Annotated in this window: 28 protein-coding genes; 12 read left to right on the plus strand and 16 right to left on the minus strand. The window is 59.7% G+C overall.

Annotated elements, in window-relative coordinates; translation table 11 throughout:
• Positions 1-76: 76 nt before the first annotated feature.
• Positions 77-481 carry a hypothetical protein gene (locus QD336_RS21990; protein ID WP_499172192.1) on the plus strand — a complete coding sequence of 135 codons (405 nt, stop codon included), beginning with the start codon at positions 77-79 and terminating at the stop codon, positions 479-481.
• Positions 482-796: 315 nt separating this feature from the next.
• Here QD336_RS21990 and QD336_RS21995 read toward each other — a convergent pair whose 3' ends face one another.
• Entirely contained in the window at positions 797-1,102 is a 306-nt protein-coding gene (locus QD336_RS21995) for a DUF1127 domain-containing protein (protein WP_499172193.1), read from the minus strand.
• A gap of 93 nt (positions 1,103-1,195) precedes the next feature.
• Here QD336_RS21995 and QD336_RS22000 point away from each other — a divergent pair, with 93 nt between their 5' ends.
• The 3 genes from QD336_RS22000 (at position 1,196) to QD336_RS22010 (ending at position 5,253) form a co-directional block, all read left to right on the plus strand.
• The gene (locus QD336_RS22000) at positions 1,196-2,614 is read left to right on the plus strand and encodes an aminotransferase-like domain-containing protein (protein WP_499172194.1); all 1,419 of its coding nucleotides are present in this window, start codon (positions 1,196-1,198) and stop codon (positions 2,612-2,614) included.
• A 154-nt stretch (positions 2,615-2,768) separates the two neighbouring features.
• Positions 2,769-5,003 (plus strand): phosphoribosylformylglycinamidine synthase subunit PurL, encoded by a 2,235-nt coding sequence (gene purL / locus QD336_RS22005; RefSeq protein ID WP_499172195.1) that lies wholly within the window; start codon positions 2,769-2,771, stop codon positions 5,001-5,003.
• Between the two features lie 16 nt (positions 5,004-5,019).
• The gene (locus QD336_RS22010) at positions 5,020-5,253 is read left to right on the plus strand and encodes a BolA/IbaG family iron-sulfur metabolism protein (protein WP_003507909.1); all 234 of its coding nucleotides are present in this window, start codon (positions 5,020-5,022) and stop codon (positions 5,251-5,253) included.
• Between the two features lie 139 nt (positions 5,254-5,392).
• Here the strand turns inward: QD336_RS22010 and QD336_RS22015 are convergent, their stop codons facing one another.
• Entirely contained in the window at positions 5,393-6,541 is a 1,149-nt protein-coding gene (locus tag QD336_RS22015; protein WP_499172196.1) for a hypothetical protein, read from the minus strand.
• A gap of 110 nt (positions 6,542-6,651) precedes the next feature.
• On the opposite strand from QD336_RS22015, the gene QD336_RS22020 reads away from it, so the two are divergent.
• The 4 genes from QD336_RS22020 to QD336_RS22035 all read left to right on the plus strand — a co-directional run bounded on the left by QD336_RS22020 (position 6,652) and on the right by QD336_RS22035 (position 9,160).
• On the plus strand, positions 6,652-6,900 hold the full coding sequence (locus QD336_RS22020) for a hypothetical protein (RefSeq protein ID WP_269340960.1): 249 nt from the start codon (positions 6,652-6,654) through the stop codon (positions 6,898-6,900).
• Positions 6,897-7,325, plus strand: a complete 429-nt coding sequence (locus tag QD336_RS22025) for a hypothetical protein (protein ID WP_499172197.1) — start codon at positions 6,897-6,899, stop codon at positions 7,323-7,325. The genes QD336_RS22020 and QD336_RS22025 overlap by 4 nt, the downstream gene beginning before the upstream one ends.
• Positions 7,326-7,478: 153 nt before the next feature.
• On the plus strand, positions 7,479-7,814 hold the full coding sequence (gene grxD / locus QD336_RS22030) for a Grx4 family monothiol glutaredoxin (RefSeq protein WP_004442454.1): 336 nt from the start codon (positions 7,479-7,481) through the stop codon (positions 7,812-7,814).
• A gap of 137 nt (positions 7,815-7,951) precedes the next feature.
• A complete protein-coding gene (locus QD336_RS22035; RefSeq protein WP_269341389.1) occupies positions 7,952-9,160 on the plus strand; it encodes a multidrug effflux MFS transporter in 1,209 nt (402 codons plus the stop codon).
• A gap of 234 nt (positions 9,161-9,394) precedes the next feature.
• Here QD336_RS22035 and QD336_RS22040 read toward each other — a convergent pair whose 3' ends face one another.
• The 5 genes from QD336_RS22040 to rpsD form a co-directional block, all read right to left on the minus strand.
• Positions 9,395-10,219, minus strand: a complete 825-nt coding sequence (locus tag QD336_RS22040) for an inositol monophosphatase family protein (protein ID WP_269340955.1) — start codon at positions 10,217-10,219, stop codon at positions 9,395-9,397.
• 30 nt (positions 10,220-10,249) lie between these two features.
• A complete protein-coding gene (locus QD336_RS22045) occupies positions 10,250-11,077 on the minus strand; it encodes an inositol monophosphatase family protein (RefSeq protein WP_499172198.1) in 828 nt (275 codons plus the stop codon).
• A gap of 19 nt (positions 11,078-11,096) precedes the next feature.
• A complete protein-coding gene (ttcA, locus tag QD336_RS22050) occupies positions 11,097-12,017 on the minus strand; it encodes a tRNA 2-thiocytidine(32) synthetase TtcA (protein WP_269340952.1) in 921 nt (306 codons plus the stop codon).
• Between the two features lie 64 nt (positions 12,018-12,081).
• The gene (locus tag QD336_RS22055; RefSeq protein ID WP_499172199.1) at positions 12,082-13,011 is read right to left on the minus strand and encodes a glutaminase; all 930 of its coding nucleotides are present in this window, start codon (positions 13,009-13,011) and stop codon (positions 12,082-12,084) included.
• A gap of 69 nt (positions 13,012-13,080) precedes the next feature.
• Positions 13,081-13,698: a 30S ribosomal protein S4 gene (gene rpsD / locus QD336_RS22060; RefSeq protein ID WP_046798221.1), complete on the minus strand. Its 618-nt coding sequence runs from the start codon at positions 13,696-13,698 to the stop codon at positions 13,081-13,083.
• Between the two features lie 452 nt (positions 13,699-14,150).
• Between rpsD and QD336_RS22065 the strand changes: the two genes are divergently transcribed.
• Positions 14,151-15,134, plus strand: coding sequence for a TerC family protein (locus QD336_RS22065; RefSeq protein WP_269340949.1), 984 nt, complete (start codon positions 14,151-14,153; stop codon positions 15,132-15,134).
• Positions 15,135-15,371: 237 nt separating this feature from the next.
• Here QD336_RS22065 and QD336_RS22070 read toward each other — a convergent pair whose 3' ends face one another.
• The 7 genes from QD336_RS22070 to QD336_RS22100 all read right to left on the minus strand — a co-directional run bounded on the left by QD336_RS22070 (position 15,372) and on the right by QD336_RS22100 (position 21,809).
• Complete coding sequence (locus QD336_RS22070) at positions 15,372-16,916, minus strand: helicase HerA domain-containing protein (RefSeq protein ID WP_499172200.1); 1,545 nt, start codon at positions 16,914-16,916, stop codon at positions 15,372-15,374.
• A 95-nt stretch (positions 16,917-17,011) separates the two neighbouring features.
• On the minus strand, positions 17,012-17,905 hold the full coding sequence (locus QD336_RS22075) for an EamA family transporter (RefSeq protein WP_499172201.1): 894 nt from the start codon (positions 17,903-17,905) through the stop codon (positions 17,012-17,014).
• A 37-nt stretch (positions 17,906-17,942) separates the two neighbouring features.
• Positions 17,943-18,581 carry a LysE family translocator gene (locus tag QD336_RS22080; protein ID WP_269340946.1) on the minus strand — a complete coding sequence of 213 codons (639 nt, stop codon included), beginning with the start codon at positions 18,579-18,581 and terminating at the stop codon, positions 17,943-17,945.
• Positions 18,582-18,745: 164 nt separating this feature from the next.
• Positions 18,746-18,982 carry a hypothetical protein gene (locus tag QD336_RS22085; protein ID WP_499172202.1) on the minus strand — a complete coding sequence of 79 codons (237 nt, stop codon included), beginning with the start codon at positions 18,980-18,982 and terminating at the stop codon, positions 18,746-18,748.
• Between the two features lie 378 nt (positions 18,983-19,360).
• The gene (gene murI / locus QD336_RS22090) at positions 19,361-20,182 is read right to left on the minus strand and encodes a glutamate racemase (protein ID WP_499172204.1); all 822 of its coding nucleotides are present in this window, start codon (positions 20,180-20,182) and stop codon (positions 19,361-19,363) included.
• The gene (locus QD336_RS22095; protein WP_499172205.1) at positions 20,166-20,999 is read right to left on the minus strand and encodes an RNA methyltransferase; all 834 of its coding nucleotides are present in this window, start codon (positions 20,997-20,999) and stop codon (positions 20,166-20,168) included. Before QD336_RS22095 ends, murI begins: the two co-directional genes overlap by 17 nt.
• A gap of 279 nt (positions 21,000-21,278) precedes the next feature.
• Positions 21,279-21,809, minus strand: coding sequence for a hypothetical protein (locus QD336_RS22100; protein ID WP_269340942.1), 531 nt, complete (start codon positions 21,807-21,809; stop codon positions 21,279-21,281).
• A gap of 215 nt (positions 21,810-22,024) precedes the next feature.
• Between QD336_RS22100 and QD336_RS22105 the strand changes: the two genes are divergently transcribed.
• A complete protein-coding gene (locus QD336_RS22105) occupies positions 22,025-23,239 on the plus strand; it encodes an NADP-dependent isocitrate dehydrogenase (protein WP_269340941.1) in 1,215 nt (404 codons plus the stop codon).
• A gap of 19 nt (positions 23,240-23,258) precedes the next feature.
• Here the strand turns inward: QD336_RS22105 and QD336_RS22110 are convergent, their stop codons facing one another.
• Positions 23,259-23,882 (minus strand): TetR/AcrR family transcriptional regulator, encoded by a 624-nt coding sequence (locus QD336_RS22110; RefSeq protein WP_499172206.1) that lies wholly within the window; start codon positions 23,880-23,882, stop codon positions 23,259-23,261.
• An 80-nt stretch (positions 23,883-23,962) separates the two neighbouring features.
• Between QD336_RS22110 and QD336_RS22115 the strand changes: the two genes are divergently transcribed.
• Positions 23,963-24,499 carry an anthrone oxygenase family protein gene (locus QD336_RS22115; RefSeq protein WP_499172207.1) on the plus strand — a complete coding sequence of 179 codons (537 nt, stop codon included), beginning with the start codon at positions 23,963-23,965 and terminating at the stop codon, positions 24,497-24,499.
• A 352-nt stretch (positions 24,500-24,851) separates the two neighbouring features.
• Positions 24,852-25,481 (plus strand): glutathione S-transferase family protein, encoded by a 630-nt coding sequence (locus tag QD336_RS22120; RefSeq protein WP_269340936.1) that lies wholly within the window; start codon positions 24,852-24,854, stop codon positions 25,479-25,481.
• 354 nt (positions 25,482-25,835) lie between these two features.
• Here the strand turns inward: QD336_RS22120 and QD336_RS22125 are convergent, their stop codons facing one another.
• On the minus strand, positions 25,836-26,867 hold the full coding sequence (locus tag QD336_RS22125; protein WP_499172208.1) for an IS110 family RNA-guided transposase: 1,032 nt from the start codon (positions 26,865-26,867) through the stop codon (positions 25,836-25,838).
• Between the last annotated feature and the right edge of the window lie 90 nt (positions 26,868-26,957).

Genomic DNA, 26,957 nt, shown 5'->3' on the forward strand with positions numbered 1-26,957 from the left:
ACCAAGGCGGGCTTCAAGCCCGCCTTTTTTAATGCCGGTTTCCGGCTATGTTTCGGCTTCTCTTCTGGATGACCTGATGCCCCGCATTCTTCGACACGATGCCTTCAAAGCCACCGGACTGATCCTCGCTGCCGCCGCACTTGCCGCCTGCCAGCCGAAACCACAGCCGGTCGCCTCCGTCTCCCGCGCAGCATTGCCGACGATGGAAAGGATCGCGCTTGGCGCCAATGCCTGCTGGTTCAAATCGGGTGATGCCGCGTTCAAGGCCTATCGTCTGGCCCCGGAACTCAATTCTTTCTCAGGCCGCCCGCGCATCCTGCTCGTGCCGCGCAACAGCCCGGAATCGCGTCCCATGCTGGTGATCCAGGCTGAAGGCAACCCGGCAAAGCTCGATGCCTTCGGACCCGTGATGAGCGAAGCCATCTCCGGCCGCATCGCCACCGACGTCAAGCGCTGGGCAAATGGCGGCAAGGGCTGCTGATTAACGAACATGTAAACGGGCTCGCGGCGGGGTCATGGGTTAGATCCCGGCCTTGATGATGCCCTGTCTTCCTCATCCCTGTGCTTGTCACAGGGATCCAGCCAGCCCAAGTCCTTGGGCTGGAAAGAGTCTTTCCGCCGCGCGGACGCGCGCCGGCTGGATTCCTGTGACGAGCACAGGAATGAGGGAATACGCGGCGACGTTCCTCCAAGCGGTCCGCATAAAAAACCCGCCGACGCCGGTTGGGATTGGCGTGGCGGGCTGCCGAATGGCTTGATGGTGCCGGGGAAAGAAGGCACCGCTCTTCGACAAAAATCAAAGCGGCCGCGGCGGCCACGAGAGAAGCCGCGATTTTGCGGCCTCCGTCAGGGCCTCATCCCGCGTAACGCCGATATCCTCCAGAAGATCATCGGACAGCTCCCGCAAAGCGAGCCGTCCCCGTCGTTTCTGCAGCCAATGGGCCATGCCCGCAATCAGGCGACCAATAAGCGTGCGGGCGATCTTGGCCGGAAAGGGCGCCGGTGCGACCATGTCGCCGGCATCGCGGAACACGCGTTCCCGTTCGTAGCCATCAGGATAGAGTGTATCCGCTGTCGAAAGGTATTGATCCATCTTGCGCATATTGCACCTATTGTCTCCGTGTGTTTGATGTCATTCAATGCAGACAATAAATACAATTGACTTGCATACAGATACAATGCATAAATTGTCACCATGACAAATTGGCTTCCTGACATCACCGAGGGCGACGGCCCGATTTACCTTCGCCTTGCGGACAGTATCGAAGGCGCGATTTCGGACGGAACCTTGCAGGCCGGTTCGAAATTGCCACCGCAGCGCAATCTCGCTTACGATCTCGGCGTGACAATCGGTACAATCAGCCGGGCCTATGGGCTTATTCACGAACGTGGGCTCGTCAGCGGCGAAGTCGGCCGCGGCACCTATGTCAACGAACGCAAGACCCCTGCGCCATTATCGCCCGCGGAACCGTCTGCGTCGGCATTTGGTGGCACGCGCCATGCCATCGACACCGGCGCCGAATTTCGCCTGAACACCACGGCAGCACCGGATGTCGGCCAGAGCACGCTGGTCGGCAAACACGTCGAGGCCCTCGCCAGAGAATATCCGTTCGAAATTTCCAACTACACCCGCACCTTTCCCGACAACTGGTGTATGGCGGGCGCTCGCTGGCTCTCCCAGAACGGCTGGTCACCGAAACCGGAAAACATCGTCTCTACGCTCGGCGCCCATGCGGGGGTAATGAGCGTGGTAACGGCAATGACGGCGCCGGGTGACCGCATCGTCTTTGAGCCCGTCACCTATTCCCACATCAGCCGCAGCGCCACCCTCGCCGGGCGCCGTGTCACGCTCGTGGACGCGGATGAAAAGGGTATCGTCCCTGATGATTTCGAACGCGTCTGCGCCCAGCAACATCCAAAGATGATCTTCCTGATGTCGGCTGGCCAGAACCCCACCTGCGCCACCCTGCCCGAGGATCGGCGGCGGGCAATCGCCGATATTGCCCGCAGATACGGGGTATGGATCGTGGAGGACAATCTCTACGGCGCCATGACCCGTGAGGCGATCCCGCTCATTGCGGAATTCGCGCCCGACCTCACCTTCGTTGTCGGTGGCCTGTCGAAATCCGTTGCCGCCGGGGTCAGGGGCGGCTGGGTCGCTTGCCCGGCGCAGTTTTCATCGAGAATACGGATTTCGCATTCGATGTTAACCGGCGGATTGCCCTTCATGCTGGCCGAGCTGAATGCGCGCCTCGTCAATAGCGGCGACGCCCATGACATTCGCAAGGATTGCATCGCCGAAATCAATCAGCGCGAGGCGATCGCCAGACGCATCTTTGCCGGGCTGGAATTCAATTCCCTGCCCGATATCGCCTTCATGTGGCTGAGGCTGCCCGAACCCTGGCTGTCGGGCACCTTCCGCAATGCCGCCATGAAGGAAGGTGTGCTGATCGACGACGAGGACGAGTTCAAGGCCGGCCGGTCCGAAAAGGTGTTCCACCGCGTCCGCATCAGCTTTTCCGGACCTTCCACGCGTGAGGAACTGACGCATGCCTTCAGCATCCTGCGCAATTTGCTCGACAACGGTTCGTCCGGCTATGAAAGCGAGGCGTGATGCGGGCTGTGGCCTTTCCGGCATCGCCCACAACGGGTGAATAACCGCAAAAACCGCCCATTAGCCAGCAAACCGGCGCATTTTCCTGTCGCGCCATGGAGCCTCTTGCGCTAAAGAACCGGAAACTTTCCTCGGCTCGAACCGCGTGAGACCTATGTCGATTTCAAACTCCATCAAGATCACCCCGGAACTCGTTGCATCCCACGGGCTGAAGCCCGACGAATACCAGCGTATCCTCGACCTGATCGGACGGGAGCCGAGCTTTACCGAGCTTGGCATCTTCTCGGCCATGTGGAACGAGCACTGCTCCTACAAGTCCTCCAAGAAGTGGCTGAAGACCCTGCCGACCAAGGGCCCGCGCGTCATTCAGGGTCCCGGTGAAAACGCTGGCGTTGTCGATATCGACGACGGCGACTGCGTCGTCTTCAAGATGGAGAGCCACAACCACCCGTCCTATATCGAGCCCTATCAGGGTGCCGCGACCGGCGTCGGCGGCATTCTGCGCGACGTCTTCACCATGGGCGCCCGCCCGATCGCGGCCATGAACGCCCTGCGTTTCGGCGCGCCTGACCACCCGAAGACCCGCCACCTCGTGGCCGGCGTCGTTGCCGGTGTCGGCGGTTACGGCAATTCCTTCGGCGTGCCGACGGTTGGCGGCGAAGTGGAATTCGATCCGCGTTATAACGGCAATATCCTCGTCAACGCCTTTGCAGCCGGCCTTGCCAAGTCCAACGCGATCTTCCTCTCGGAAGCCAAGGGCGTCGGCCTGCCTGTCGTTTATCTCGGTGCGAAAACCGGCCGCGACGGCGTCGGCGGCGCAACCATGGCGTCTGCCGAATTCGACGAATCCATCGAAGAGAAGCGCCCGACCGTTCAGGTCGGCGACCCCTTCACCGAAAAGTGCCTGCTGGAAGCCTGCCTTGAACTGATGAAGACCGGCGCGGTCATCGCCATTCAGGACATGGGTGCCGCCGGCCTCACCTGCTCCGCCGTCGAAATGGGCGCCAAGGGTGATCTCGGCATTGAGCTTGACCTCAATGCCGTGCCGGTGCGCGAAGAGCGCATGACGGCCTATGAAATGATGCTGTCCGAAAGCCAGGAGCGCATGCTCATGGTTCTTGAGCCCTCCAAGGAAGAAGTCGCCAAGGCGATCTTCGTGAAATGGGGTCTGGACTTCGCCATCGTCGGCAAGACCACCGACGACCTGCGCTTCCGCGTGCTGCACAATGGCGAGGAAGTCGCCAACCTGCCGATCAAGGAACTGGGCGATCAGGCTCCGGAATATGACCGCCCGTGGACGCCCGCCAAGGTGCCCGCACCTCTGGCGGAAAACGACGTTCCCGCCGCCGATATCGCCGATGCGCTGGTATCGCTGGTCGGTTCTGCGAACAACTCTTCGCGCCGCTGGGTCTACGAACAATATGACACGCTGATCCAGGGCAATTCCCTGCAGCTGCCGGGTGGCGATGCCGGCGTGGTGCGCGTCGAAGGCCATGACAAGAAGGCCCTCGCCTTCTCCTCCGACGTGACGCCGCGTTATGTCGAGGCCGACCCCTTCGAAGGCGGCAAGCAGGCGGTCGCCGAATGCTGGCGCAACATCACCGCCACCGGTGCCCTGCCGCTGGCGGCCACCGACAACCTCAATTTCGGCAATCCGGAAAAGCCTGAGATCATGAGTCAGCTGGTCCATGCCATCAAGGGCATCGGCGAAGCCTGCCGCGTGCTGGAATTCCCGATCGTTTCCGGCAACGTCTCGCTCTATAACGAGACCAACGGCCAGGCGATCCTGCCCACCCCCACCATCGGCGGTGTTGGCCTCCTGAAGGATTGGGGCCGCATGGCACGTATCCGCTTTGCCGCCGCTGACGAAGTGGTGCTGCTCATCGGCGCCCCTGCCGGCCTCGGCACGCACATCGCCCAGTCGGTTTACATGCGTGACATTCATGGCCGCATCGATGGCCCGGCGCCGCATGTGGATCTGGCCGCCGAAAAGAACAACGGCGATTTCGTCCGCAGCCTCATTACCGATGGCCTTGCCACCGCCGTTCACGATTGCTCTTCGGGTGGTCTGGCGCTTGCGGTTGCCGAAATGGCAATTTCCTCCAGCATCGGCGCGACGATCGACGCGGTCGAAGGCCATAACCCGGTTCTTACCTTCTATGGCGAAGATCAGGGCCGATACGTCATGACGGTCAAAAAGGCTGATCTCGACGAGGTGCAGGCGGCAGCCAAGGCGGCGGGTGTTTCCTGCCCCGTTATCGGCACTACCGGCGGCTCCACCGTAAAGCTGGGCACGGCGCGCGCCGTGGAGATTAAAGAATTGCACTCGGCCTATGAATCGTGGTTCCCTCAATTCATGGACGGCGAAACTTTGCTCGCCGCAGAATGAATTAAGGAGAAACACCATGCCCATGAAACCCGGCGACATTGAAGACATGATTAAGGCGGGAATCCCCGGGGCAAAGGTCACGATCCGCGATCTGGCCGGTGATGGCGATCATTACGCGGCGGAAGTCGTCGCGGAGGCATTCAAGGGCAAGACCCGCGTGCAGCAGCACCAGATGGTCTATGACGCGCTGAAGGGCAATATGGGCGGCGTTCTGCACGCGCTCGCCCTTCAGACCTCGGCTCCTGAATGATTGCGGCCGTCAAAGCGGTTGCGGCAACGGCAGGTCTCTGTCCCGCCTGCGCATAAGCACTAAGACTGCGAACCCAAAAAAGGCCCGCGTGATGCTCTCACGCGGGCCTTTTCACATCCGGCAGAATGGGAAGAAACGCTTACAAAACGGGCGGGCTCTGTGAATCCAGATCGGCAAAGGATGCGGCCGGCAGAGGCCCCGCCGTCAGCAGGGTAAAGTCGTAACCGGACTTGCGGTCCGGCCCCAGCACATATTGCCGATGCATGCGCAGGAAATTGCGCTTGTTCTTTTTATAGCGCTCTGGCGAAAGCGAATGCTTGAAGCGGATCGGCACGATCTTCGGCTGCGGCGCATCCCTATGACCGGTGAGCGCCACGGTATTGCAGCGATAGAGATGGATCGGATCGGTCAGGCACTGGATATCGAACCATGTCACCTGCGGGTGACGTGCAATTGCGCCGACGCTTGCGCGAAGCCGGTCCGCGCTCGACAGGAACGCACATTGCAGCGCCGCGCCGCCCAGCGTCGAGAAAGACAGTTTCCGGCCGTCCAGCGCATCAGGCCTCAACTCCAGCACGCGGCCAATGACCGCCAGCGCGAGGCTTGCGCCCATGCTGTGCGATACCACCAGCACCTCATCCGCGGGCTGTTCGAGCGCCGACAGGACAAGCGCCGCCCTCTCCTCGATCCAGTCCCGGGCAATCGGCTCATCACGGCCGACCGCGAGCGCGAAACGCCAGTCCGCATAAAGATGCAGGGTGTGGAACCGCTCCGCGAAAGGCAGGAACGCCTTCGCGAAAAACAGGGCGGCAGCGGGAAGGCTGACCACCAGAAGCCAGAGAGGCAAACCGAAAAGCCAGGGCGACAGCGCGATGCCAGCCGCAAGCGCGCCTCCCACCAGCATCAGCAGGAACGGGAAGATGAAGAACAGGCCAAAACGCCAGGCATGGCGGAAATAACGCGCCGCACCGCCCTCGCTGACGATGCCCGCCCCGGCCTTGAATCCCAGCCAGACCTGCCGCCAGACCGGCGCACCCCGCAGCTGCGAAATGACGTCATTATGGTCATAGACAAAAATATCCGACCGCGTCCGCCAGTCGCCCGCCGAGGCTTCCACGGTGAATGCTTCACCGGCCGGCCTGCTCTCCAGTGGCCCTAGCGCATAGTTGACATCCCATGTTTTTCCCGCCAGCGCTGCGGCGCGCTGGTAACGCAGATGATGGGCGGCTGCGTCGAGCGGATCGAAACCGGGGAAATAAAGAACAAGTCGCGACTTGACGGGCTGCATGCATAAACCTTCGGGCTGGAGACACCCGAAAGGATCGCTTGATACAGTGGGCGATGCACGTATAGTAAAAATCGCGACGGAAATGTGATTTATTTATTGGCGAGGGAAATTTGTCTGGCATCGTCGACCAAGTGCTCAACGGCGTCGTCAAGGGCGCACTTTCTGAAATCCTCACCAAGACCGGTATCCGCAAGACCCGGCGCGCGCGCCGGACGAAAAGCACCGGCTCGCTGGCCGGTGGCATCGTTGGTTCTGTTCTGGAGGCTGCACTCAACGCCGCCGTCAAACCCAAGCCGGCCAAGAAGCAGGTAAGCAGGAGACGCACCGCCGCCGCCCGCAGCCGGCAGAGATATCGGTGATACGTCACGCCCATCTGCTTGTCGCCTGCGCTCTGCTGGCGATTTCAGTGCCTTTGAAAGGCACCGCAGAGGATACGAACAGCAAAGAGATCAATATCGGTTTTGGCGTGCTGTTTGATGGCAGCGATCCAATTGCTGGCACAGCCATATGTGAAATCGGCAAATCATGCCGTCTGGTCGATAAGGAAAGCCCAAAGATACGGGTTGAAGTTACGCCTGCTTATGAGAGCGGCACGTTAGTCACCGAAATGCGGGTGCGCTGCGAGCCTGATTGTTCGCTAGCGAACGGCCAGTCACGCATGAGACTCGAGAGCCAACGGGAACTTGATCTTTTTTCCGGTAAGGAAACCGGTATATTCACCTTGCTTGTCTCCAAGCCGCGCAAGACGATCGGAAAGATACTGCTCATATATCCGGATCACTGAAGGATGCCGGTTGAACAAGACGATTCCTGTCCCCTTCGTCGATGCAACACACGCAGTTTTTTACGCTCCCCGGGTGGAAATCGCGCCGCGACATGTTATCTAGGAACAAACAGAAAGCAGCGGCCTTGAACCGCATGTGAAAGGATTGAGCCTATGAGCGGCATTCACGACATGATCGACAGCGAAGTGAAGAGCAACGACATCGTTCTTTTCATGAAGGGCACCCCGCAATTTCCGCAGTGCGGTTTTTCCGGTCAGGTGGTACAGATCCTCGATTATCTCGGCGTCGACTACAAGGGCATCAACGTGCTTGCCGATGCCGACATCCGTCAGGGCATCAAGGACTATTCCAACTGGCCGACCATTCCGCAGCTCTACGTCAAGGGCGAATTCGTCGGTGGCTGTGATATCGTAAGAGAGATGTTCCAGTCCGGCGAACTGCAGAGCCACTTCCAAGAACAGGGTATCAGCGTCCGCGGCGCGGCCTGATTTCGGCCGGTTCATCCGGCCCACCCTGATTGTCAGAAATTTATGCCAGGCGTTGCTTCATGCAACGCCTTTGCCGTTCTTTTTGGGGCAATCCTGTGACAAATCTTTCACAATCCACCGCTTCGCGCGCAGGCTCGATGGGGCGCACGGAATTCATTGGGCTGGCCGCAATGCTGATGGCGCTGAATGCGCTTGCCATCGACATCATGCTGCCCGGCCTTCAGGAAATCGGCGCATCGCTCGGCGTCGAGAATGAAAACCACCGCCAATACGTCATTTCCGCCTATCTTCTCGGCTTCGGCATCGCCCAGCTTCTCTACGGGCCGATCTCGGACCGTTTCGGTCGCCGCAAACCGATGCTTTTCGGGCTCGCGATCTACATCGTTTCAGCCCTCGCTGTCGTTTTTGTTCCGTCCTTCTCCGGCCTGCTGTTCCTGCGCTTCATCCAGGGCATCGGTTCGGCGGCAACACGCGTCATCACCATCTCGATCGTGCGTGATATCTATGGCGGCCGGCAGATGGCGGAAGTCATGTCGCTGATCATGATGGTCTTCATGGTCGTTCCGGTCATCGCGCCCGGCACCGGCCAGATCGTGCTCTTCTTCGGCAACTGGCACCTGATCTTCGCCTTCATGGCCGGCATTGCCGCCGTGGTGACGGCCTGGATGTATTTCCGCCTGCCGGAAACCCTGCATCCCGATGATGTGCGGCCCTTCACGGTTCGCTCGGTCCTCGGCGGCTTCAAGATCGTGCTCACCGACCGTATCGCGCTCTGTTACACGCTTTCCAGCACCTTCATCTTCGGGGCGCTGTTCGGCTTCATCAACTCGGCTGAACAGGTCTACAAGGGCATTTATGGCCTTGGCGCATGGTTTGCGGCGGCCTTTGCCGGCGTTGCCCTGTTCATGGCCTTCTCGTCCTTCATCAATGCAAGGCTTGTCGGCCGGATCGGCATGCGCAAGCTGTCGCACGGCTCGCTGCTCGGCTTCATCGCCATCACCTTCCTGTGGCTGGTGGTGCAGATGCTTGGACCGGAACCCATGCCCTTTGCCGTCTTCATCGTGTTCTTCGCGCTGGCCATGTTCCAGTTCGGCTGGATCGGCTCGAACTTCAACTCGCTCGCCATGGAACCGCTTGGCCATGTCGCCGGCACCGCCTCTTCCGTCATGGGCTTCATGGGAACGGTTGGCGGATCGCTGATCGGCGCCGCCATCGGCCAGGCCTTCGACGGCACGGCGCTGCCCATGGTGGCAGGCTTCTTCATCGTCTCAATCATCGGCCTGGTCTTCGTGCTGATCGGTGAAAAGGGCGTGTTGTTTCAGGCTCACAACAAGCCGACACGGTAAGTTCAGGCGGACAAAAAGAAAGGGCGCGGAATTCTGTTCCGCGCCCTTTTTTATTTATTGGTTGACGGTTCACGTCATACACATTCCGTCACCCCGGCCCCGATCCGGGGTCCAGCCAGCCCAAGTCTTTGGGCTGAGAAGAGTCTTTCCGCCGCGCAGACGCGCGGCTACTGGATGCCGGATCTAGTCCGGCATGACGGGAGAAAGCCTTGCCGGCCTGCCCAGCCAGCCACCTCAAACCGTGAAAATCTTCTCGCGCAGCAGTTCCCAAGTCTGCTGATCCGGCGCCAGCAGCAGCCCGCCATCCACATGGCTCGGCAGATAAGGCGAGCCATCGAGGCGCGCGGCATAGGCGCCCGCTTCCTGCGAGATCAACGTGCCGGCCAGATGGTCCCAGGGCATCAGCTTGTTATACATCAGGAAATGCATGTGGCCGCCGCAGAACAGGCGATATTCATGCGCAGCACAACGATAGCTGGTGAAGAGCCGCACATCCGCAAGATTGAGCAGCACCTTGCGGCGGGTCTCGATATCGAAATAACCGGTATTGGCGATGCCGATCATCTGCGACAGTTCCGGCGCCGGCACCACCGACATCTGCGTCTGCGCGCCATCGGCGCTGCAAAGCCATGCGCCGGAGCCTTTCTCGGCGATTGCCCAGTCATTGCCCATCGGATCGAAGATCAGGCCGGCAACGGTCTCCCCCTTCGAGATAACGCTCATCATCACGCCGAACAGCGGCAGACCGGAGGCGAAATTATAGGTGCCGTCGATCGGATCGACCACGACCGCCAGATCGGCATCGGCAAGCTTGCCAAGCAGCGAGGCATCCGCCGCCACCGCCTCTTCGCCGATGAACAGCGCTTCGGGCATGATGTCCTGCACCCGGGCGCGGATCAGGCGCTCGGCAGCCTCGTCGGCCTCCGTCACGAGGTCGATCGCCTCGGTCTTCATCCGCACATCGCCCTCGCCCAGATTGCGGAACCGCGGCAGGATTTCCACTGCCGCCGCCTCCTGAAGCGCATTGGCAAGAGAGGCGATGTCGAGTTCGAGAGCCATGGGCGATATCCTTCTTTCTGAGCGTAAACTTTATAAGGCGACGATTTCCCGCCGCAGCATCTTCCAGCTTTCCTTGTCGGGAGCCGACAGGATGCCGCCCGTCGTCTGGCCGGGCCGGTAAGGCGTATTGTCGAAACGGGCCGTGTAACCGCCGGCCTCCTGATGAACGAGAACACCGGCGAGATGATCCCAGGGCATCAGCTTTTCATGACCGATGAAATGCAGCTTGCCGGCCGAGGCAAGCCAATATTCATGTGCTGAACAGTTGATTGAAAGCGCCATCTTGATCTTGGCCATATTGGCGGCGATCACCGGGCGGCGATCCTCATGGCTGTGGCCCCAGGAAAAAATGCCGACCATGTCGGATAGTGGCGCAGGATCGGCGACCTTGAGTTTCGCCTGCGAACCGTTCTTGCGGTGGAGATAGGCCCCCTCACCCTTGAGTGCAACGATGGTATCGCCCATGACGGGATCGTGGATGATGCCCGCCACCGTCTCACCCTTGATGGTGACCGCAAGCAATGTGCCAAAAGCAGGAAAGCCGGAAGCATAATTGAAAGTGCCGTCGATGGGATCGATCACGAAGGCAAGCGGCGCATCGGCAAGGGCTGGAATGACTGATGGGTCCGCCTCATACGTCTCTTCGCCGACGATATGGGCCTTCGGAAACCGCTCAAGCAGCGCGGTGGTGATCGCCTTTTCCGCCAGAACGTCTGCCTCGGTGACGAGATCGACGGCGGAGGTCTTTTCGGAGATGGCACCGGCACTCAGGTTTCTGAAGCGGGGCATGATTTCCTGTCGGCCGGCAGCGGCGACGGTGGAAACGAGGAATTCGATATCTTTATCGGAAAGGCTCATGGCGCGGGGCACTTCTTCATCAGGGAGGGCTGGCCTCCCTACGCTCTTCAGATGACGCTTCGGTGACAGAAAGCGCCGAAAAATCAAAAAGCCTGGGATCGAGCAGATGCGAAGGGTTCACATGCGCAAGCGCCCGCAGCATTACATCCTTGCGGCCCGGCATGCGCCGTTCGATATCGGCCAGCATCTCCTTCATGGCGTTACGCTGAAGCCCGTCCTGCGAGCCGCAGAGGTCGCAGGGAATGATCGGGAATTCCATCGCCGCCGCGAATTTCGCCATATCTTCCTCGGCACAATAGGCGAGCGGACGTAGCACCATCAGGTCGCCCTCGTCATTCATCAGCTTCGCCGGCATGCCGGCCAGCCGGCCGCCATGGAAAAAATTCATGAAGAAGGTTTCGAGAATATCCTCGCGGTGATGGCCGAGCAGCAGCGCGTCGCAGCCCTCCTCCCGCGCGATGCGGTAGAGATTACCGCGCCGAAGCCGCGAACAGAGCGAACAGTAGGTGCCACCCGACGGCACCTTCTCCTTCACCACGGAATAGGTGTCGCGATATTCGATGCGATGGGCAACGCCGATCTTCGCCAGATACTCCGGCAGCACATGTTTGGGAAAATTCGGCTGGCCCTGATCGAGATTGCAGGCAATGAGCTCCACCGGCAGGAGGCCGCGCCATTTGAGGTCAAGCAGCAGCGCCAGTAGGCCATAGCTGTCCTTGCCGCCGGAAAGGCCGACCAGCCAGCGCTTCTGGCCTTTCAGCATGCCGAAATCTTCAAACGCCTGACGCACATTGCGCAACAGCCGCTTGCGCAGCTTGTTGAAGGAGACCGAGCGCGGTGCATTGTCGAACAGGGGATGCGAGCTGCCGTTTTCTTCGGACGGATCCTGATCTGCCCCGATCTGGTCAGCCATGTCATCGATCTTGGTGAGAATGTTCATAATCAGCTCGCTCCGGCACGACTGCCGTTCTCGATGCAGGCAATGCCCCCATACGCCGGCAAGATCAAGCCCCGAATACGGACCAGCCGGTTTTCGTTGCCAGCATTTCCAGCGCCTGTGACCCGAGTGCCGAATTGCCGACTTTGTTGAGACCCGGCGACCAGACCGCAATCGACGCCTTGCCCGGCGCCACCGCCATGATGCCACCACCGACGCCGCTCTTGCCCGGCAGGCCGACATGATAGGCGAAATCGCCTGATCCGTCATAATGGCCGCAGGTCAGCATCAGCGCATTGATACGCCGCGCCCGACGGTCGGAGACGACCGTGTGGCCCGTCAGCGGATTGCGGCCGCGATTGGCGAGGAAGAGGCCCGCGCGGGAAAGCTGGGCGCAGGTCATGGAAAGCGCACACTGATGGAAATAGACGCCGAGGGTATGTTCCACCGGATGATGCAGATTGCTGAAGGAACGCATGAAATTGGCAAGCGCGAAATTGCGGAAACCGGTCGCCTGCTCGGATTTCGCCACCGTGTCGTCGATGCTGATCGTGTCATCGTCCGCGAGATAACGCACGAAGCGCAGAAGCTCGCCGATCGCCTCGCGCGGCTGGTGGCCGGAAAGAACGATATCGGTCACCACGATCGCGCCGGCGTTCACGAAGGGATTGCGCGGGATGCCCTGCTCGTGCTCCAGCTGGACGATGGAGTTGAAGGAAGAACCTGATGGTTCGCGCCCTACCCGGTTCCACACTGTTTCCCCCGCCTTGCCGAGTGCCAGCGTCAGCATGAAGACCTTGGAGATGCTCTGGATCGAAAACGGCACAAGCGCATTGCCGGCCGTATAGGTGGTTCCATCGACAGTGGTGATGGCGATGCCGAACTGGTTGGGATCGACCTTGGCGAGTTCGGGAATGTAATCCGCGACCTTACCCTCGCCGAGCCTGGGCACCATGCTGTCATAGATGGAATCGACGATCGCCTGAATGTCCTGCATGCAATGCCTTCCCCAGCAAACAAAAAAGCCGCCCCGAAGGGCGGCTTCCTGAATACTGAAACGCGTCGATTAACGCGAGTAGAATTCGACGACCAGATGCGGTTCCATGACGACCGGGTACGGAACGTCGGAGAGCGACGGAACGCGGGCGTAGGTCGCAACCATCTTGTTGTGGTCAACTTCGATGTAGTCCGGAACGTCGCGCTCTGCGAGCTGAACGGCTTCGAGAACCGTAACCAGCTGCTTGGACTTCTGACGAACTTCGATAACGTCGCCGGCCTTGCAACGGTAAGAACCGATGTTGACGCGAACGCCGTTAACCGTGACGTGGCCATGGTTGATGAACTGGCGCGAAGCGAAAACGGTCGGAACGAACTTGGCGCGGTAGACGATGGCGTCCAGACGCGACTCGAGCAGGCCGATCAGGTTTTCGGAGGTGTCACCCTTGCGACGGTTTGCTTCGTCGAAAGTGGCGCGGAACTGCTTTTCGCGCAGTTCGCCGTAGTAGCCCTTGAGCTTCTGCTTGGCGCGCAGCTGCGTGCCGAAGTCGCTCATCTTGCCCTTGCGGCGCTGGCCGTGCTGGCCCGGGCCGTATTCGCGGCGGTTTACCGGGGACTTCGGACGGCCCCAGATGTTTTCGCCCATACGGCGGTCAATTTTGTACTTAGCCGATTCGCGCTTGCTCATCGTATTTCCTTCTCAAAAGGTTATGCCGGTTTGTTGCCAAACCGGTTCAAGGAAACACGCCCTCCTCTGAAGCCCCGTTTCAGGGCCTCTGACAGGCTTCTCACATGCAAATGGAGAAACCACGGGACATGTCGGTGATATTGACCGCCGAACGTCAGCCTTTAAACTGCAAGGCAGTCAACAAAACACACCGGACATCACTGCCCGGCGTTGGGGCGGCTTCTAAACACGTTTTACAAATTTGTCAAACAACGCCCGCCGCTTTTTTCGCGGGCCGCCCCTTGAAAAGCCTGCAGGCCCTCCCATCTTTCGATCGTGATCAGAACTCGGGCCCCTCTGGCGTATTACCGGACAATACGCGATGTCGAGTTTCTTAAGGTTGGGGCCCACGTATATTCTTGACACACGTTCCCCATCCGCAAAGCCAACCTCGTCCGGCTAAAGGTTGACTGATGGACTTCCTCCTCAACGATTTTCTCGGTACCCCCACCTGGATGTGGGCGGTCTTCATTTCTCTCGTCCTTGGCCTCTTGGCGCTCGATCTCGGCGTGTTGCACAAGAATTCCAAGGAAATCGGCATTCGCGAAAGCCTGCTGATGTCGGGCTTCTACATCGCCATCGGTTTAGCCTTCGGCGGCTGGATCTGGTATCAGTCCGGCCAGCAGTCGGCGATGGAATACGTCACCGGCTTCGTGGTCGAAAAAAGCCTGGCGATGGACAATATCTTCATCATCGCCATGATCTTCTCCTATTTCGCCATTCCCCGCCAATATCAGCATCGCGTGCTGCTCTGGGGTATCCTCGGCGTCATCGTCCTACGCGGCATCATGATCGCCGGCGGCGCTGCCATCGTCGAAAACTTCCACTGGGTGCTTTATCTCTTCGCGGCCTTCCTCGTCTTCACCGGCCTCAAGATGCTGTTCTCGTCCGACCATGATGAGTCAGATATCGGTAATAACCGCATCCTGAAATTCCTGCGCAGTCACTTGCCGGTGACAGATCGTCTGCATGGCGAGAAATTCTTCATCAAGGAAACGGATGAGGCCACCGGAAAGCTGAAGACCTTCGTGACGCCGCTCTTCCTGGCGCTCATCATGGTCGAAATCGCCGACCTGATCTTCGCAGTCGATTCGATCCCGGCGATCTTCGCGATCACCACCGATCCGTTCATCGTCTATACCTCGAACATCTTCGCGATCCTCGGCCTGCGCGCGCTCTACTTCGCACTTGCCGCCCTGATCCACCGCTTCGCTTATCTCAAATACGCGCTGGCTGCGGTTCTGGTCTTCGTGGGCTCTAAGATTTTCGTCGCCGATATGCTGGGCATCGCCAAGATCCCGCCGGTCGTCTCGCTCGGCGTCACCGTCACCATCCTCGCAACCGGCATCATCGGTTCGCTGATTGCGACGCGTAAGGAAGTGAAGGCCGTCGAGTAATGATGAGCAACGAAGGCGGCGATTGTGCCGCCTTCACCTCTCTCAGAGTTTCCGCTTATGGGTGAGTTTGCCAACGCTACGTAATACACGCGCCGTCACCCCGGACTTGATCTGGAGTCCAGCGCGATCAAGTCCTTGATCGCAACAGACTCTTCTCACGGCGCAGACGCGCCGTGGCTGGATGCCGGATCAAGTCCGGCTGACGGAAGGTATGTCTAGCAAGCAGCCTGCCAGACCTCACTCCGCCGCCAGTCTGGCATCATCCTCAGCCGCATCCGCATCGCCGGGTGCGGTTTTTGCATCGAGATCGGGGAACGCCACGATGCGCTTGCCCGAGAAATCGGCATGCACCACCACGAGCTCCTTCTCCTCGAAATAACCGAGGAGGCGCCGCGCGCGGCGGGCGGAATGGGTGCCATAGGCCCGGGCAATGCGGGCATCTGACGGGCAAGGCTCTTCACCCAGCGCCGCCTTGACCAGCAGCAGGAAAACGCCCTGCAGATCATCGGAAACCGAGGTCGAGAGTTCCAGCGCCTTCTGCCAGCCCTCGCTGGCCGCCATCGATGCATCCACACCGGAACGGGCAATCGCCACCTGCCGGCGGAATTCGGGAAGCGACATCGGTGTGCCGGGAATACGGCGCATGCGGGCACGTACCAGAAAGTCCTGATAGAGTACCGCATCCGTGCGATAGGCCGATTGCGGATCGTCGAGGATTTCGACCAGAACCGCCCCGATCTTTTCCCCACGCTCTTCCGGCGTCATTTCCGGCTGACCTGCACGCGGCGATTGCTCGGGTGAAGGACCGACGGCGGCAGGGGTAGAACGGGAGAGCTCAGCCAGAATATCCGTGGTCGGACGCGGTGCCGGCGGCGTGCGGCGCACGGCGGGCCGCGTGAATTCTTCCGGATCTGGCGTGAAGATCAGGTCTTCCACATCCTGGGGCGCATCCGGCAGCGGCATCAGCTTCGGCGAGGACGAGCGCGCCGAGGTTTCCACCGCGCCGATCACGATCGGCAGCGGGCGGCGCGAGAGGGCCGGGCCAAGCGCCACGAAATTGCCGCGCTGCAGATCGCGGAACATTTCCGCCTGCCGCCGGTCCATGCCGAGCAGATCGGCCGCACGCGCCATGTCGATATCAAGGAAGGTACGGCCCATCAGGAAGTTAGACGCCTCAGCCGCCACGTTCTTGGCAAGCTTGGCAAGGCGCTGCGTGGCGATGACGCCCGCAAGTCCACGTTTACGCCCACGACACATCAGGTTGGTCATGGCGCCAAGCGACGCCTTGCGCGCATCTTCCGTCACCTCGCCGCCGACGGAGGGCGCAAACATCTGCGCCTCATCCACCACGACGAGCACCGGATACCAATATTCACGATCGGCATCGAACATGCCGTTCAGGAAAGCGGCTGCGGCCCGCATCTGCTGCTCGATATCCAGCCCTTCCAGCGTCAGCACGCAGGAAACGCGGTGCTGGCGAATGCGGTTGGCAATGCCGGCAAGCTCGGCTTCCGTGCGCTCGCCATCCACCACCACGTGGCCGAACTTGTCGGACAGCGTGACGAAATCACCCTCGGGATCGATGATGACCTGCTGCACCCATTGCGCCGATTGTTCCAACAGCCGGCGCAGCAGATGCGACTTGCCGGAACCGGAATTGCCCTGCACCAGCAAACGCGTCGCAAGCAATTCCTCGATATCGAGCTTGGCCTGCTGCCCGCCCGATAGGGTTCCCATGTCGATACCGACCTGCAATGTTCCGTTCCTCGTGCTGCATGTCATCCGGCCGATTCTCTTAGGCGCGGACGAACATGCTCTTTACCAAAAAATCGCCGGTTGCGTCTGCCCCGTACCGATAATGCACAGGCAATTCGGTCTCAACCCTGTTCCGACCCTAGCCGGAAGCGTGAAATGCCGATGCGCCGGCCGAAGACGTTGAGCGCCAGCCCGAGAATGACCAGCGTCGCACCAACGATCTCGAAGACGGTGATGTGTTCGGCAAAAGCCAGATAGGCGCTGATGAACCCGACAATCGGCACCAGCAGTGAAAACGGCGCCACCGTTCCGGCGGGATAACGCAGAAGCAGATAACTCCAGATGCCGGCACCGACGATGGTTGCGCCATAGGCCATATAGATCACCACGAAAGCCATGGTCGGCGTGGCATTCGCCACACCTTCGGCAATCGCCTGCGGCCCTTCCACCACAAGCGAGAGCAGGATCAACGGCAGAACGGGCACAAGGCTTGTCCAGGCAACGAAAGAGACCGCGTTTACCTGGCCGATGCGGCGATTGACGATGTTACCGCAGGCCCAGGCAATGGCGGAACCGACGCCCATCAGAAGCGGCACCAGCGCTGCCGCCGTCATGCGCTCCACGCCGATGACGGCGAGCCCGCCAAAAGCGATGAGTGCGCCGAGGATCTGCGAAGGCAGCGGCCGTTCGCCGAGAAACACCACGGCAAGGGCGAGCGTGAAAAAAGCCTGCGACTGCATGACCAGCGAGGCAAGCCCGGCCGGCAGCCCGAGCTTGATGGCGGGATAAAGCAGGCCGAACTGCACGAAGCCCATCGCCATGCCGTAGACGATCATATGCCGCCACGGCACATTGGGTTTCGGCAGGAAGAAGACGAGAGGCACCGCCGCAAAAAGATAACGCACCCCCGTCAGAAACAGGGGTGGCATATCCGCGACGCCGACCTTGATGACGACGAAGTTGAAGCCCCACAAAAACACGGTGATCAGGGCAAGGAGAATATGCGGCAATGCCATTTTGTTATGTCCGAATTTCAGGCGATCGAGAGGTGCCTCACGGCGCAACCGCCCTTTTCCAGCCAAAGGCAATGAGACCGGCGCCAATCAGGAGACCGCCGCCCGTGCGGTTGACGATGCGCTGAACCTTGGGTTTGCGGATCGTGTTGCGGGCGGCACTTGCCAGAAGTCCATAAAGGGCCGCATTCACGGTGGCAAGCACCAGGAACGTCACCTCGAAAATCAGCACCTGCGGCCAGAAGGGCAATGTCGGCACCAGAAACTGCGGCAGGAAGGCCACGAAGAACACGATGCTCTTGGGGTTCAGTGCCGTGACGATATAGGCATGCAGGAAGATTTTGAGCGGCCGCTCCCGACCGGTTACCCCCGCCCCTTCCGCGCCTTCGCCGCTGACCGGTGAACGCCAGAGCTTGATGCCGAGATAGATAAGATAGGCGGCACCGATCCATTTCAGGCCGGTGAAAAGTGCAGCCGATGTGGCCAACAGCGCTCCGAGACCCAGCATGGAAGCCGTCATGGCGGTAAAATCCCCGAGCGCCACGCCCGTCACCGTTGCCGTACTCGCCTTGCGGCCATGGCCCAGCGCATAAGAAATCACCAGCAGGATCGTCGGTCCCGGAATGGCGAGCATGATGGCAGATGCGGCCACGAAGGCCAGCCAGTTCTCCAGCGGCATGATTGAGTCTCCCTTGTCCAATTTGTCGAGCAAGCCACCAAAATCAGGAGGTATCAAGCTCAATCTTCGAAGATTAAGCCGCCCTGTCATCCGGCGGAGGAACGGGCGGCTGCTCGTAGAGATACGACCTCCTCGACATTTCTTTGCCGAAGAGGCCGCCATCATCAAAACCGCGGCGCCCACGGCACCGACCAGTCTCGCCGCCGCTTCAATTGCCGAGGCTCAAGGCCGATATCGACCAGCAGACGGTCCGGCAGATCGGCGGGATCGGTCGGCGGTGCGCGCGGCACCAGTGCGGCCACAAGAACCGCTTTCAGGGTTTTCCAGACGCCGAATGTGACGAACAGACGGTCCACCGCATCCGGCAGCGCATATGCTACCAATGGTTGATCATTTTGCATGGGGAATCCATCCCGGCGCGGCAAAGCGGCCAGGTCCTTTATCGATGGAAAACGACATGCCGAAACGACGGACGCAGCAGTCATGCCACGCGAAGGCGCAAGTTACATGTCGAGCGAAGTGAAAATGCCAAACGGCAAGGAAATCAGGCCATAAGCCTTATCGGAGGGTCACGCCTCGGGTCACATAACCGCCGATAATCATGCCGGAAAGGCCAGACATGCCGTTAAGGCGCATATTCATGTCATTAGTCATTTCACGCCTCCATCTAGTGCGGTTACAGACGAGAATCACCTTACACGAGAAAACCGGCGCGACAAGAGGCCGCAATCTCGAATTGCAAAAGACAGGTAAGGGCGATGCAAAAATACAACAGCAGCTCAAGCCGCCGCAACGCTGAGGCCAAAACCCTGCATCAGCCGCCGTGTGGCGAAATCCGGCCTGCCGGAGGTGAAGACGGCGAAATCGAAACCATCGGGATGTTCCGCATCCTGCGGCAGCGGCACCAGATGGCGTGCACGCCGGGCAATCGCCTCGGCGGGGTCGAGCCAGTCCACCGGCCAGGGGGCGAGCCTGCGGAACAGATTGGCCATGAAAGGATAGTGCGTGCAGGCAAGAACGACGATGTCCGTGCGCTTGCCGTCACTTTCGATGAAACAGGGTTCGATTTCGGCCAGCACCGCATCGTCAGGGACCGGCTCGCCCCTGATCCAGCTTTCCGCCATGCGCGCCAGATTTTCCGAGCCAACCAAACGCACATGACATTGGGTGGCAAAGGACTGGATGAGATCGCGCGTATAGGCCCGCTTGACGGTGCCGGGTGTCGCCAGAACCGAGACGAGGCCGGAGTGTGTGCGCTCCGCTGCCGGCTTGATGGCGGGCACGGTGCCGACGAAGGTCATCTGCGGAAACCGGGCGCGAAGATCGGCCCCGGCCAGCGTGAAGGCGGTGTTGCAGGCGATGATGCAGACTTCCGGGCTGTATTCCTGCAGCAGCTTCTCGAAAAGCGAGAGAATACGCGCCCTCAGCGCCTCTTCCTCCCAGCCGCCATAGGGAAAACCCGCATCGTCGGCGACATAGATGAAACCGCGTTCGGGCATCAGCACTCGCGCCTCGCGCAGCACGGTTAGCCCGCCAATGCCGGAATCGAACACCAGCACCGGTTTCAGCACATCAGCGGCCGCCTCACTCGTCTTCAGCATTCTCCCCTGCTCCCTCGGCCGACGGCCCCGCTGCCCTGCCCGCCTGCTTCGGCCATTGCCGGGGAAAACGGTCAAGCGAATTGATCACGCCGCGGAAAACGCTGATTTCCTGCTCGGAAAAACCGCGTCTCGACAGCACCGCGCGCAGATTGTCGACCATTTTCGGCTTTTTTTCAGCCGGATGGAAATAACCGCGCGCATCCAGCGCTTCTTCAATATGTTCGAACAGGCCGAAAACCTGTTCCTTGGTCGAAGGCCGCTGCTCGACGGACTGGAAAAGCGTCTCCCCCAGATCGTCCATGCCGGATTTCATCCATTCATAGGACATCAGAAGCACGGCCTGGGCGATGTTGAGCGAGGCAAAGGCGGGATTGACCGGGAAGGTCACGATCTCATCGGCCAGCGCCACTTCCTCATTCGTCAGCCCCCAACGCTCGCGCCCGAACAGGATGCCGGTCTTTTCGCCCGCCTTGAATTTTGCGCGAAGCATATCGGCGGCAGTCACCGGCGCACGCACCGGCTTGAAACCATAACGCTCGCGAGCGGTCGTGGCATAGACGAAATTGAGGTCCTTGATCGCCTCTTCCAGCGTGTCGAACACCTTCGTTCCATCGATGACGTGATCGGCCTTGGAAGCGGCGGAGCGCGCCTTTTCGCTCGGCCAGCCATCCCGTGGGTTGACGAGGCGCAATTCGGCAAGACCGAAATTGGCCATGGCCCGCGCCACCATGCCGATATTTTCGCCGAGCTGCGGTTCGACCAGAATGATCGCCGGGCCTTCCGCCAGAAGTTCAAGCTCGCTATTTGTGCCTGCCATCGTCATTTGTCCGTTTTTTAAAGCTGCGCGTCGATTTTGCATCCGATGCGCTAAAGCGCGCTTCACTGGCACAGATCGGCACCAAAATCAAAGACGGAGCGGGCGAATGGCAGCCTTCGAGTGGGACAGAAGCTCCATCCCACACCCTGCGTCATCCTCGAGCCTGTCCCGAGGATCCACGCACGTCTCGTAAAATCAATCTGTTGCAGATGCTCGGGACAAGCCCGGGCATAACGGAGGAGCGGTTTTCAAGTGCCACGAACCTCCGTATCGCCACCCTCACTCGCCCTTGATGATCGCCGCCATCTCTTCGCGCAGCGAATCCCGGCCCTCGTCCCCCACCCGGTGAATATCGCTGATGACCGGCCGGCCATCCTCCTCGACGACATCGAAATGCACTTCGTCGACGGTCGCCTTCATCTCCGCCTCGTCCATGCAGGCCCAGAGCTTGAATTTCGCCGTCACATCCGTCACGCCGTCCTTCACCGCACCGGGCGTCACGGAAACATCGGCCAGCGGGCAGCCATCCTGGGAGTTGGTCACGACATCGTAACCGAAGGGATCACCCTTCTCCCCGCTTTCAGCCTCGTAAGCGGGCTTCTTGGAGGCTTCGCGATATTGCGTCACGAAGTCCTTGCTGAAGAGGCTGGTCAGCATGTCCTCATCAAAAATATACTTCCAGTTCTCCGCATCACCGGACCAGTTCTTGACGGTGATATCCATCACCTTCTGAACGGGATCGGCAGGTGAGGCCGCTAGGGCGCTGTGGGAAAAGAGGACGGCGGCAGTCAGAAGCAGAATATTCCGCATGATGTGATCCCGGGATGGGCCCGACAAGCGGGCGAAGCGATTCGCCTGACTGTATTCAGGCATTGTGGTTTGGCAATGCGCAAAGCGTTATTGCGCTGCGCCAAAAAAGCGCCCCCCATGGCTTTGCCTCAGGCGCGTGCGATGCTATAGCCGCACCGGATATTTTTCCGACTATTGGCGTCACCCGGCGCCACAGCTTCGAAGGTGAGGAATTCATGGCAAAGATCAAGGTAGCCAATCCGGTCGTCGATCTCGACGGCGACGAAATGACCCGTATCATCTGGCAGCTCATCAAGGACAAGCTGATCCTGCCTTACCTCGATCTTGATATCGAATATTACGACCTCTCGGTTGAAAACCGCGACGCCACCAATGACCAGGTCACGGTCGACGCGGCACACGCCATCAAGAAGCACGGCGTCGGCATCAAATGCGCCACCATCACCCCGGATGAAGCCCGCGTCGAGGAATTCGGCCTGAAGCAGATGTGGAAGAGCCCGAACGGCACGATCCGCAACATTCTGGGCGGCGTCATCTTCCGCGAGCCGATCATCTGCAAGAACGTTCCGCGCCTCGTTCCCGGCTGGACCAAGCCGATCGTCGTCGGCCGTCACGCCTTTGGCGACCAGTACAAGGCAACCGATTTCAAGTTCCCCGGCAAGGGCAAGCTGACCATCAAGTTCGTCGGTGAAGACGGCCAGGTCATCGAAAAGGACGTCTTCGACGCCCCGAGCGCCGGCGTAGCACTGGCCATGTACAACCTCGACGAATCCATCCGCGAATTCGCCCGCGCCTCCATGAACTATGGCCTGATGCGCAAGTGGCCGGTTTACCTCTCCACGAAGAACACCATCCTCAAGGCCTATGACGGCCGCTTCAAGGATATCTTCGAAGAAGTATACCAGAACGAATTCAAGAAGCAGTTCGACGAAATCGGCATCACCTATGAGCACCGCCTGATCGACGACATGGTCGCTTCCGCGCTGAAGTGGTCCGGCGGCTATATCTGGGCCTGCAAGAACTACGATGGCGACGTGCAGTCCGACACGGTCGCGCAGGGCTTCGGTTCGCTCGGCCTGATGACCTCGGTTCTTCTTTCGCCGGATGGCCGCACGGTCGAAGCCGAAGCTGCACACGGCACGGTTACGCGCCACTACCGCCAGCACCAGAAGGGTCAGGAAACCTCGACCAACTCGATCGCCTCGATCTTCGCCTGGACCCGTGGCCTCGCCCACCGCGCCAAGCTGGACGACAATGCCGATCTGGCCAAGTTCGCGGCAACGCTCGAAACCGTCTGCGTCGATACCGTCGAAAGCGGCTACATGACCAAGGACCTCGCGCTCCTCATCGGACCGGATCAGCCCTGGCTCTCCACCACCGCCTTCCTCGACAAGATCGACGAAAACCTCAAGAAGGCCATGGCGGCCTGAGCCTGCCTTCTCAGCGACTTCAGAACCCGGCCTCAGTGCCGGGTTTTTCATTTGTGCCGTAAAGACGGAATATCAGCTCCGCGGCGCGGGCCGAGCGTGCCGCCATCTCCTCCTGCGTCGGCAGGCCAATCGCCCCCGTCGCACGCCTGATCTGCAAATCCCCGACCAGAAGCGACAGCCAGAGTTCCGCAGGCTCTTCCGATGCCGCCATGCACAGGACACCCTGTTTTTCCAATGCCTGAAAATATGCCGCAAGCTTCGGCATGACCTGGTCACGACCCTTTTCCGCCAGAAACGCACCGAGTGCAGCATCACCGCCGACCTCCGCCGCCGCGACCCGATTGAGCAGGACTGCCCGCTCCCCCAGGAGCATCGACAATAATTCAGCCCCGAAACGGGAAAGCTCATTCACCCCATCGGCCACCTCCGCCGAGGGCAATACCAGCCTTGCGGCATTTTCTGCCACCATGGCTTCGTAGAGCCCGGCCTTGCCGCCGAACCAGCCATAGAGCGTCTCCTTCGATGACCTGCTCACCTTCGCCAGCGCCTGCATGGAAAAGGCGGCATATCCCTCCTGCGCGAGCATGGCGAAGGCATGTTCGACAATCTCGCGCCGGCGCAATTCCCTGCTCTCGTTACGCATCCGCATTTCCTTGACAATAACCGTACATATGCGTACGGATAATCCGTACGCATATGTACGGTTATTCGATGGAGATTTTCATGTCCAGCTCATTTCTGCACGCGATAAGAACAAGGCAATTTCCTGCGAAGACCCTTGTGAGAGAACCGGCAGCATCGGCCCTGCGCATCGTCGCGCCCCTGAGCCTCGGCATCATGGCCGGCTTCTTTTTTGCCTTCAGCAATCCCGTGATGATGGCTTTCCCGCAGCTTGATGCGGAAATTTTTGTTGCAGCATTCAACAGCATAAATTTCAGCGTCCGAAATGGCGTATTTTATGCCGCCTTCTTCTCCCCGCTGGCGATCCTTTTCGCCGCCGCACTGGTCGACAGGCACAACCGCCTGATATGGTTGTCCGCTTTGGTCATCTACGCTGTTGTCGTGATCCAGACCCGAATGGTCAATGTTCCCATCAACGAGTTCTTCAAAACCGTTTCAACCGAAATACCGTCAAACTGGCAGGAATTGCGCGATCACTGGGCGCTTTCCAATCTCATCCGCACCGTGCTGACCAGTATTGCCTTTTTCCTCGCACTGCTGGCCGCAACGCGGCAGGCGGGAAAGAAAACAGACGATTAGGCCGCGGCGTCCGACGACAACGATAGCCGGCTAGCTTCATGCGCCATCAGGGAACGGAACCCGGCCGTAACGCCGGGTTTTCTTTTTTGTTCACAGTATCTTGATTAGCCGTGACACTAGGCGCAGACTTCGATTCCGCGTGCCACGGCCAGTACAACAATAAGACAAAGCTGAAACAGCATCTACTCGCACATAACTTGCCAGGCACAGTCAAACGTTCATCGGAGCATCGGCGCGATCTTTAGGGAATACGCGAATGACGCTGCGGATTGTTAAAGAGCGAAGCACGAGTGCGAAATCCCTACCGGTTTTCCCGTGATGCTTCGACGATTTTGCTTGGGGAGGCAAAAGCATGAGTGAATTGATCTTTTACACCAACCCCATGTCGCGCGGACGCATCGCGCGATGGATGCTCGAGGAAGTGGGCGTTCCGTACCGCACGGAAATACTGGGCTTCGAGACCTCGATGAAATCGCCCGCCTACCGGCTGATCAACCCGATGGCCAAGGTGCCGGCCATCAAACACGGCGATACCATCGTCACCGAAGCGGCCGCGATCTGCGCCTATCTCGCCGATGCCTTTCCCGGCGCGAACCTTGCGCCCACACCCAAGGCACGCGGGCTCTATTACCGCTGGATGTTCTTTGCCGCAGGCCCGCTGGAAATGGCAGTGAGCATGAAGGCGATGGGTTTCGAAGTGCCGAAGGAAAAGCTGCGCATGGCCGGCTGCGGCAGCTATGCGGATGTGATGAACACGCTTGAACGGGCCGTCAGCGAAAACCGCTTCATCGCCGGCGATCTCTTCACCGCGGCGGACGTCTATGTCGGCGCCCATATCGGCTGGGGGCTGCATTTCGGCACCATCGAAAAACGCCCGGCCTTTCTCGATTACATGGCGCATCTCACCGACCGCCCGGCCTTCAAGCGCGCCGCCCAACTCGATGAAGAAGCGGCAAAGGATTTGCAGGCGGCGGCAAGCTGACCGGCCTGCCAGCTCCCATGGTCATGCCAGCGGCAGGTAAATATCCGTCAGCAGTTCGGTTGGCGGTGTGTCCCTGGGGCTTCTGTGGTTGCCGCCCGTAATGCAAGAAGTTTCTGAACCATTGGGTGTGATCGAGTGCGGTCTTCTGTCAGGCCTTTAAATGCGGCACTTTAGAAGCCGCTGGCCGATATGGTGATCAGCGGATCAGGTCCAAATCTATTCAGCGAGCTGATTGGCTCTATGCCCCGAACTGGTTTTCCTGATCCAGATCTGTTCGATCATTTTGCCCATATGGGTCGTCGACTTTCTCACACCTCCGTCACCGGCTCTAAACTACCTTGTGCCACACCTCTGTCACGCAGCAGCAGTCTGTGCCGGGTTCTGATAATCCTTGCCTGTTGTCAGCATGGCCCAGATCGCTCTGGCCATTTTGTTCGCGAGCGCTATAGCCACAAGCATTCTCGGTTTCCTGGCCAGCATTCCAGATAGCCAAGACCTTTCCGGGATCGTTCTCCGCCCGAGCCAGTTCAAGCGCGACATCGCTCCCATGATCAAAAGCCGGCGTATATCGGCTTGTCCGGCCTTTGATATTCGTCCGAGCCGCTCCTTTCCTCCCGACGAATGCTGCCGTGGCACCAGGCCTAACCAAGCCGCGAAGTCTCGCCCACGCCGAAAGCTTTCCATGGGTGGAGCGAACGCTTCAACGGCCAACGCGCTCATTGGTCCAATGCCCGGCATTGTTTGCAAACGGCGTGCTGTGTCAGTCAGTGATGCCAGAGCGCCGATCTGTTTTGTCTTCCCCTCGATCCGTTGCGTCTTCTCGGCGATCTGCAGCAGAAGATCGCGGCATTCGTCGCGAACCAGTTCTGGCAGATCGCTGTTCTCAGCCTCAACCATCGCCTCAATCCGCGTAAGCTGCCCAATGCCCGGAGGAATTGGATGCCCGAACTCGTAGAGGGCTGATCGCAATGCGTTTACCAACTCAGTACGCTGACGTACAAGTCGTTCTCTCCCACGAAAAAGAAGCGCCTGTGCCTGCTGCTCCTCGAGCTTCGGCGTAACGAAGCGCATCCCAGGTCGCTGTGCGGCTGTGACAATCGCTTCGGCATCCGCGGCATCGTTCTTCTGACGCTTCACGAACGGACGAACGTACTGTGGCGCTATCAGCCGTACTTCATGACCGAGTTTCGTCATCTCGCGTGACCAGTAATGAGCACTCCCGCACGCCTCCATCACGACGATCGAAGCGCCTTGCCCGGCCATAAATCTTCGAAAATGCTGCCGGGGTAGCTTCCGCCGGAACTTCACCTCTCCGGAAAGCAAAGCTCCGTGAACCTGAAAAACGTTCTTCGCCAGATCGATCCCAATCATCGTGTCGTATGTCATGCTGCCATCCTTCCACCCGTTGGATTTAACCCGACCATCCTCTGACAGAACGTGCCGGGTGGGTAGAGCGGCAACCACGCCATCTATTCA

It is taken from the genome of Rhizobium sp. BR 250 (assembly GCF_047445855.1).
In the GTDB taxonomy this organism is placed as follows: Bacteria; Pseudomonadota; Alphaproteobacteria; order Rhizobiales; family Rhizobiaceae; genus Agrobacterium; species Agrobacterium tumefaciens_I.

Bases quoted from the DNA above. Each gene is read 5' to 3' on its own strand.
- QD336_RS21990 (WP_499172192.1), top strand. From the start codon at position 77: ATGCCCCGCATTCTTCGACACGATGCCTTCAAAGCCACCGGACTGATC.
- QD336_RS21995 (WP_499172193.1), bottom strand. From the start codon at position 1,102: ATGCGCAAGATGGATCAATACCTTTCGACAGCGGATACACTCTATCCT.
- QD336_RS22000 (WP_499172194.1), top strand. From the start codon at position 1,196: ATGACAAATTGGCTTCCTGACATCACCGAGGGCGACGGCCCGATTTAC.
- purL (WP_499172195.1), top strand. From the start codon at position 2,769: ATGTCGATTTCAAACTCCATCAAGATCACCCCGGAACTCGTTGCATCC.
- QD336_RS22010 (WP_003507909.1), top strand. From the start codon at position 5,020: ATGCCCATGAAACCCGGCGACATTGAAGACATGATTAAGGCGGGAATC.
- QD336_RS22015 (WP_499172196.1), bottom strand. From the start codon at position 6,541: ATGCAGCCCGTCAAGTCGCGACTTGTTCTTTATTTCCCCGGTTTCGAT.
- grxD (WP_004442454.1), top strand. From the start codon at position 7,479: ATGAGCGGCATTCACGACATGATCGACAGCGAAGTGAAGAGCAACGAC.
- QD336_RS22035 (WP_269341389.1), top strand. From the start codon at position 7,952: ATGGGGCGCACGGAATTCATTGGGCTGGCCGCAATGCTGATGGCGCTG.
- QD336_RS22040 (WP_269340955.1), bottom strand. From the start codon at position 10,219: ATGGCTCTCGAACTCGACATCGCCTCTCTTGCCAATGCGCTTCAGGAG.
- QD336_RS22045 (WP_499172198.1), bottom strand. From the start codon at position 11,077: ATGAGCCTTTCCGATAAAGATATCGAATTCCTCGTTTCCACCGTCGCC.
- ttcA (WP_269340952.1), bottom strand. From the start codon at position 12,017: ATGAACATTCTCACCAAGATCGATGACATGGCTGACCAGATCGGGGCA.
- QD336_RS22055 (WP_499172199.1), bottom strand. From the start codon at position 13,011: ATGCAGGACATTCAGGCGATCGTCGATTCCATCTATGACAGCATGGTG.
- rpsD (WP_046798221.1), bottom strand. From the start codon at position 13,698: ATGAGCAAGCGCGAATCGGCTAAGTACAAAATTGACCGCCGTATGGGC.
- QD336_RS22065 (WP_269340949.1), top strand. From the start codon at position 14,151: ATGGACTTCCTCCTCAACGATTTTCTCGGTACCCCCACCTGGATGTGG.
- QD336_RS22070 (WP_499172200.1), bottom strand. From the start codon at position 16,916: ATGACATGCAGCACGAGGAACGGAACATTGCAGGTCGGTATCGACATG.
- QD336_RS22075 (WP_499172201.1), bottom strand. From the start codon at position 17,905: ATGGCATTGCCGCATATTCTCCTTGCCCTGATCACCGTGTTTTTGTGG.
- QD336_RS22080 (WP_269340946.1), bottom strand. From the start codon at position 18,581: ATGCCGCTGGAGAACTGGCTGGCCTTCGTGGCCGCATCTGCCATCATG.
- QD336_RS22085 (WP_499172202.1), bottom strand. From the start codon at position 18,982: ATGCAAAATGATCAACCATTGGTAGCATATGCGCTGCCGGATGCGGTG.
- murI (WP_499172204.1), bottom strand. From the start codon at position 20,182: ATGCTGAAGACGAGTGAGGCGGCCGCTGATGTGCTGAAACCGGTGCTG.
- QD336_RS22095 (WP_499172205.1), bottom strand. From the start codon at position 20,999: ATGGCAGGCACAAATAGCGAGCTTGAACTTCTGGCGGAAGGCCCGGCG.
- QD336_RS22100 (WP_269340942.1), bottom strand. From the start codon at position 21,809: ATGCGGAATATTCTGCTTCTGACTGCCGCCGTCCTCTTTTCCCACAGC.
- QD336_RS22105 (WP_269340941.1), top strand. From the start codon at position 22,025: ATGGCAAAGATCAAGGTAGCCAATCCGGTCGTCGATCTCGACGGCGAC.
- QD336_RS22110 (WP_499172206.1), bottom strand. From the start codon at position 23,882: ATGCGTAACGAGAGCAGGGAATTGCGCCGGCGCGAGATTGTCGAACAT.
- QD336_RS22115 (WP_499172207.1), top strand. From the start codon at position 23,963: ATGTCCAGCTCATTTCTGCACGCGATAAGAACAAGGCAATTTCCTGCG.
- QD336_RS22120 (WP_269340936.1), top strand. From the start codon at position 24,852: ATGAGTGAATTGATCTTTTACACCAACCCCATGTCGCGCGGACGCATC.
- QD336_RS22125 (WP_499172208.1), bottom strand. From the start codon at position 26,867: ATGACATACGACACGATGATTGGGATCGATCTGGCGAAGAACGTTTTT.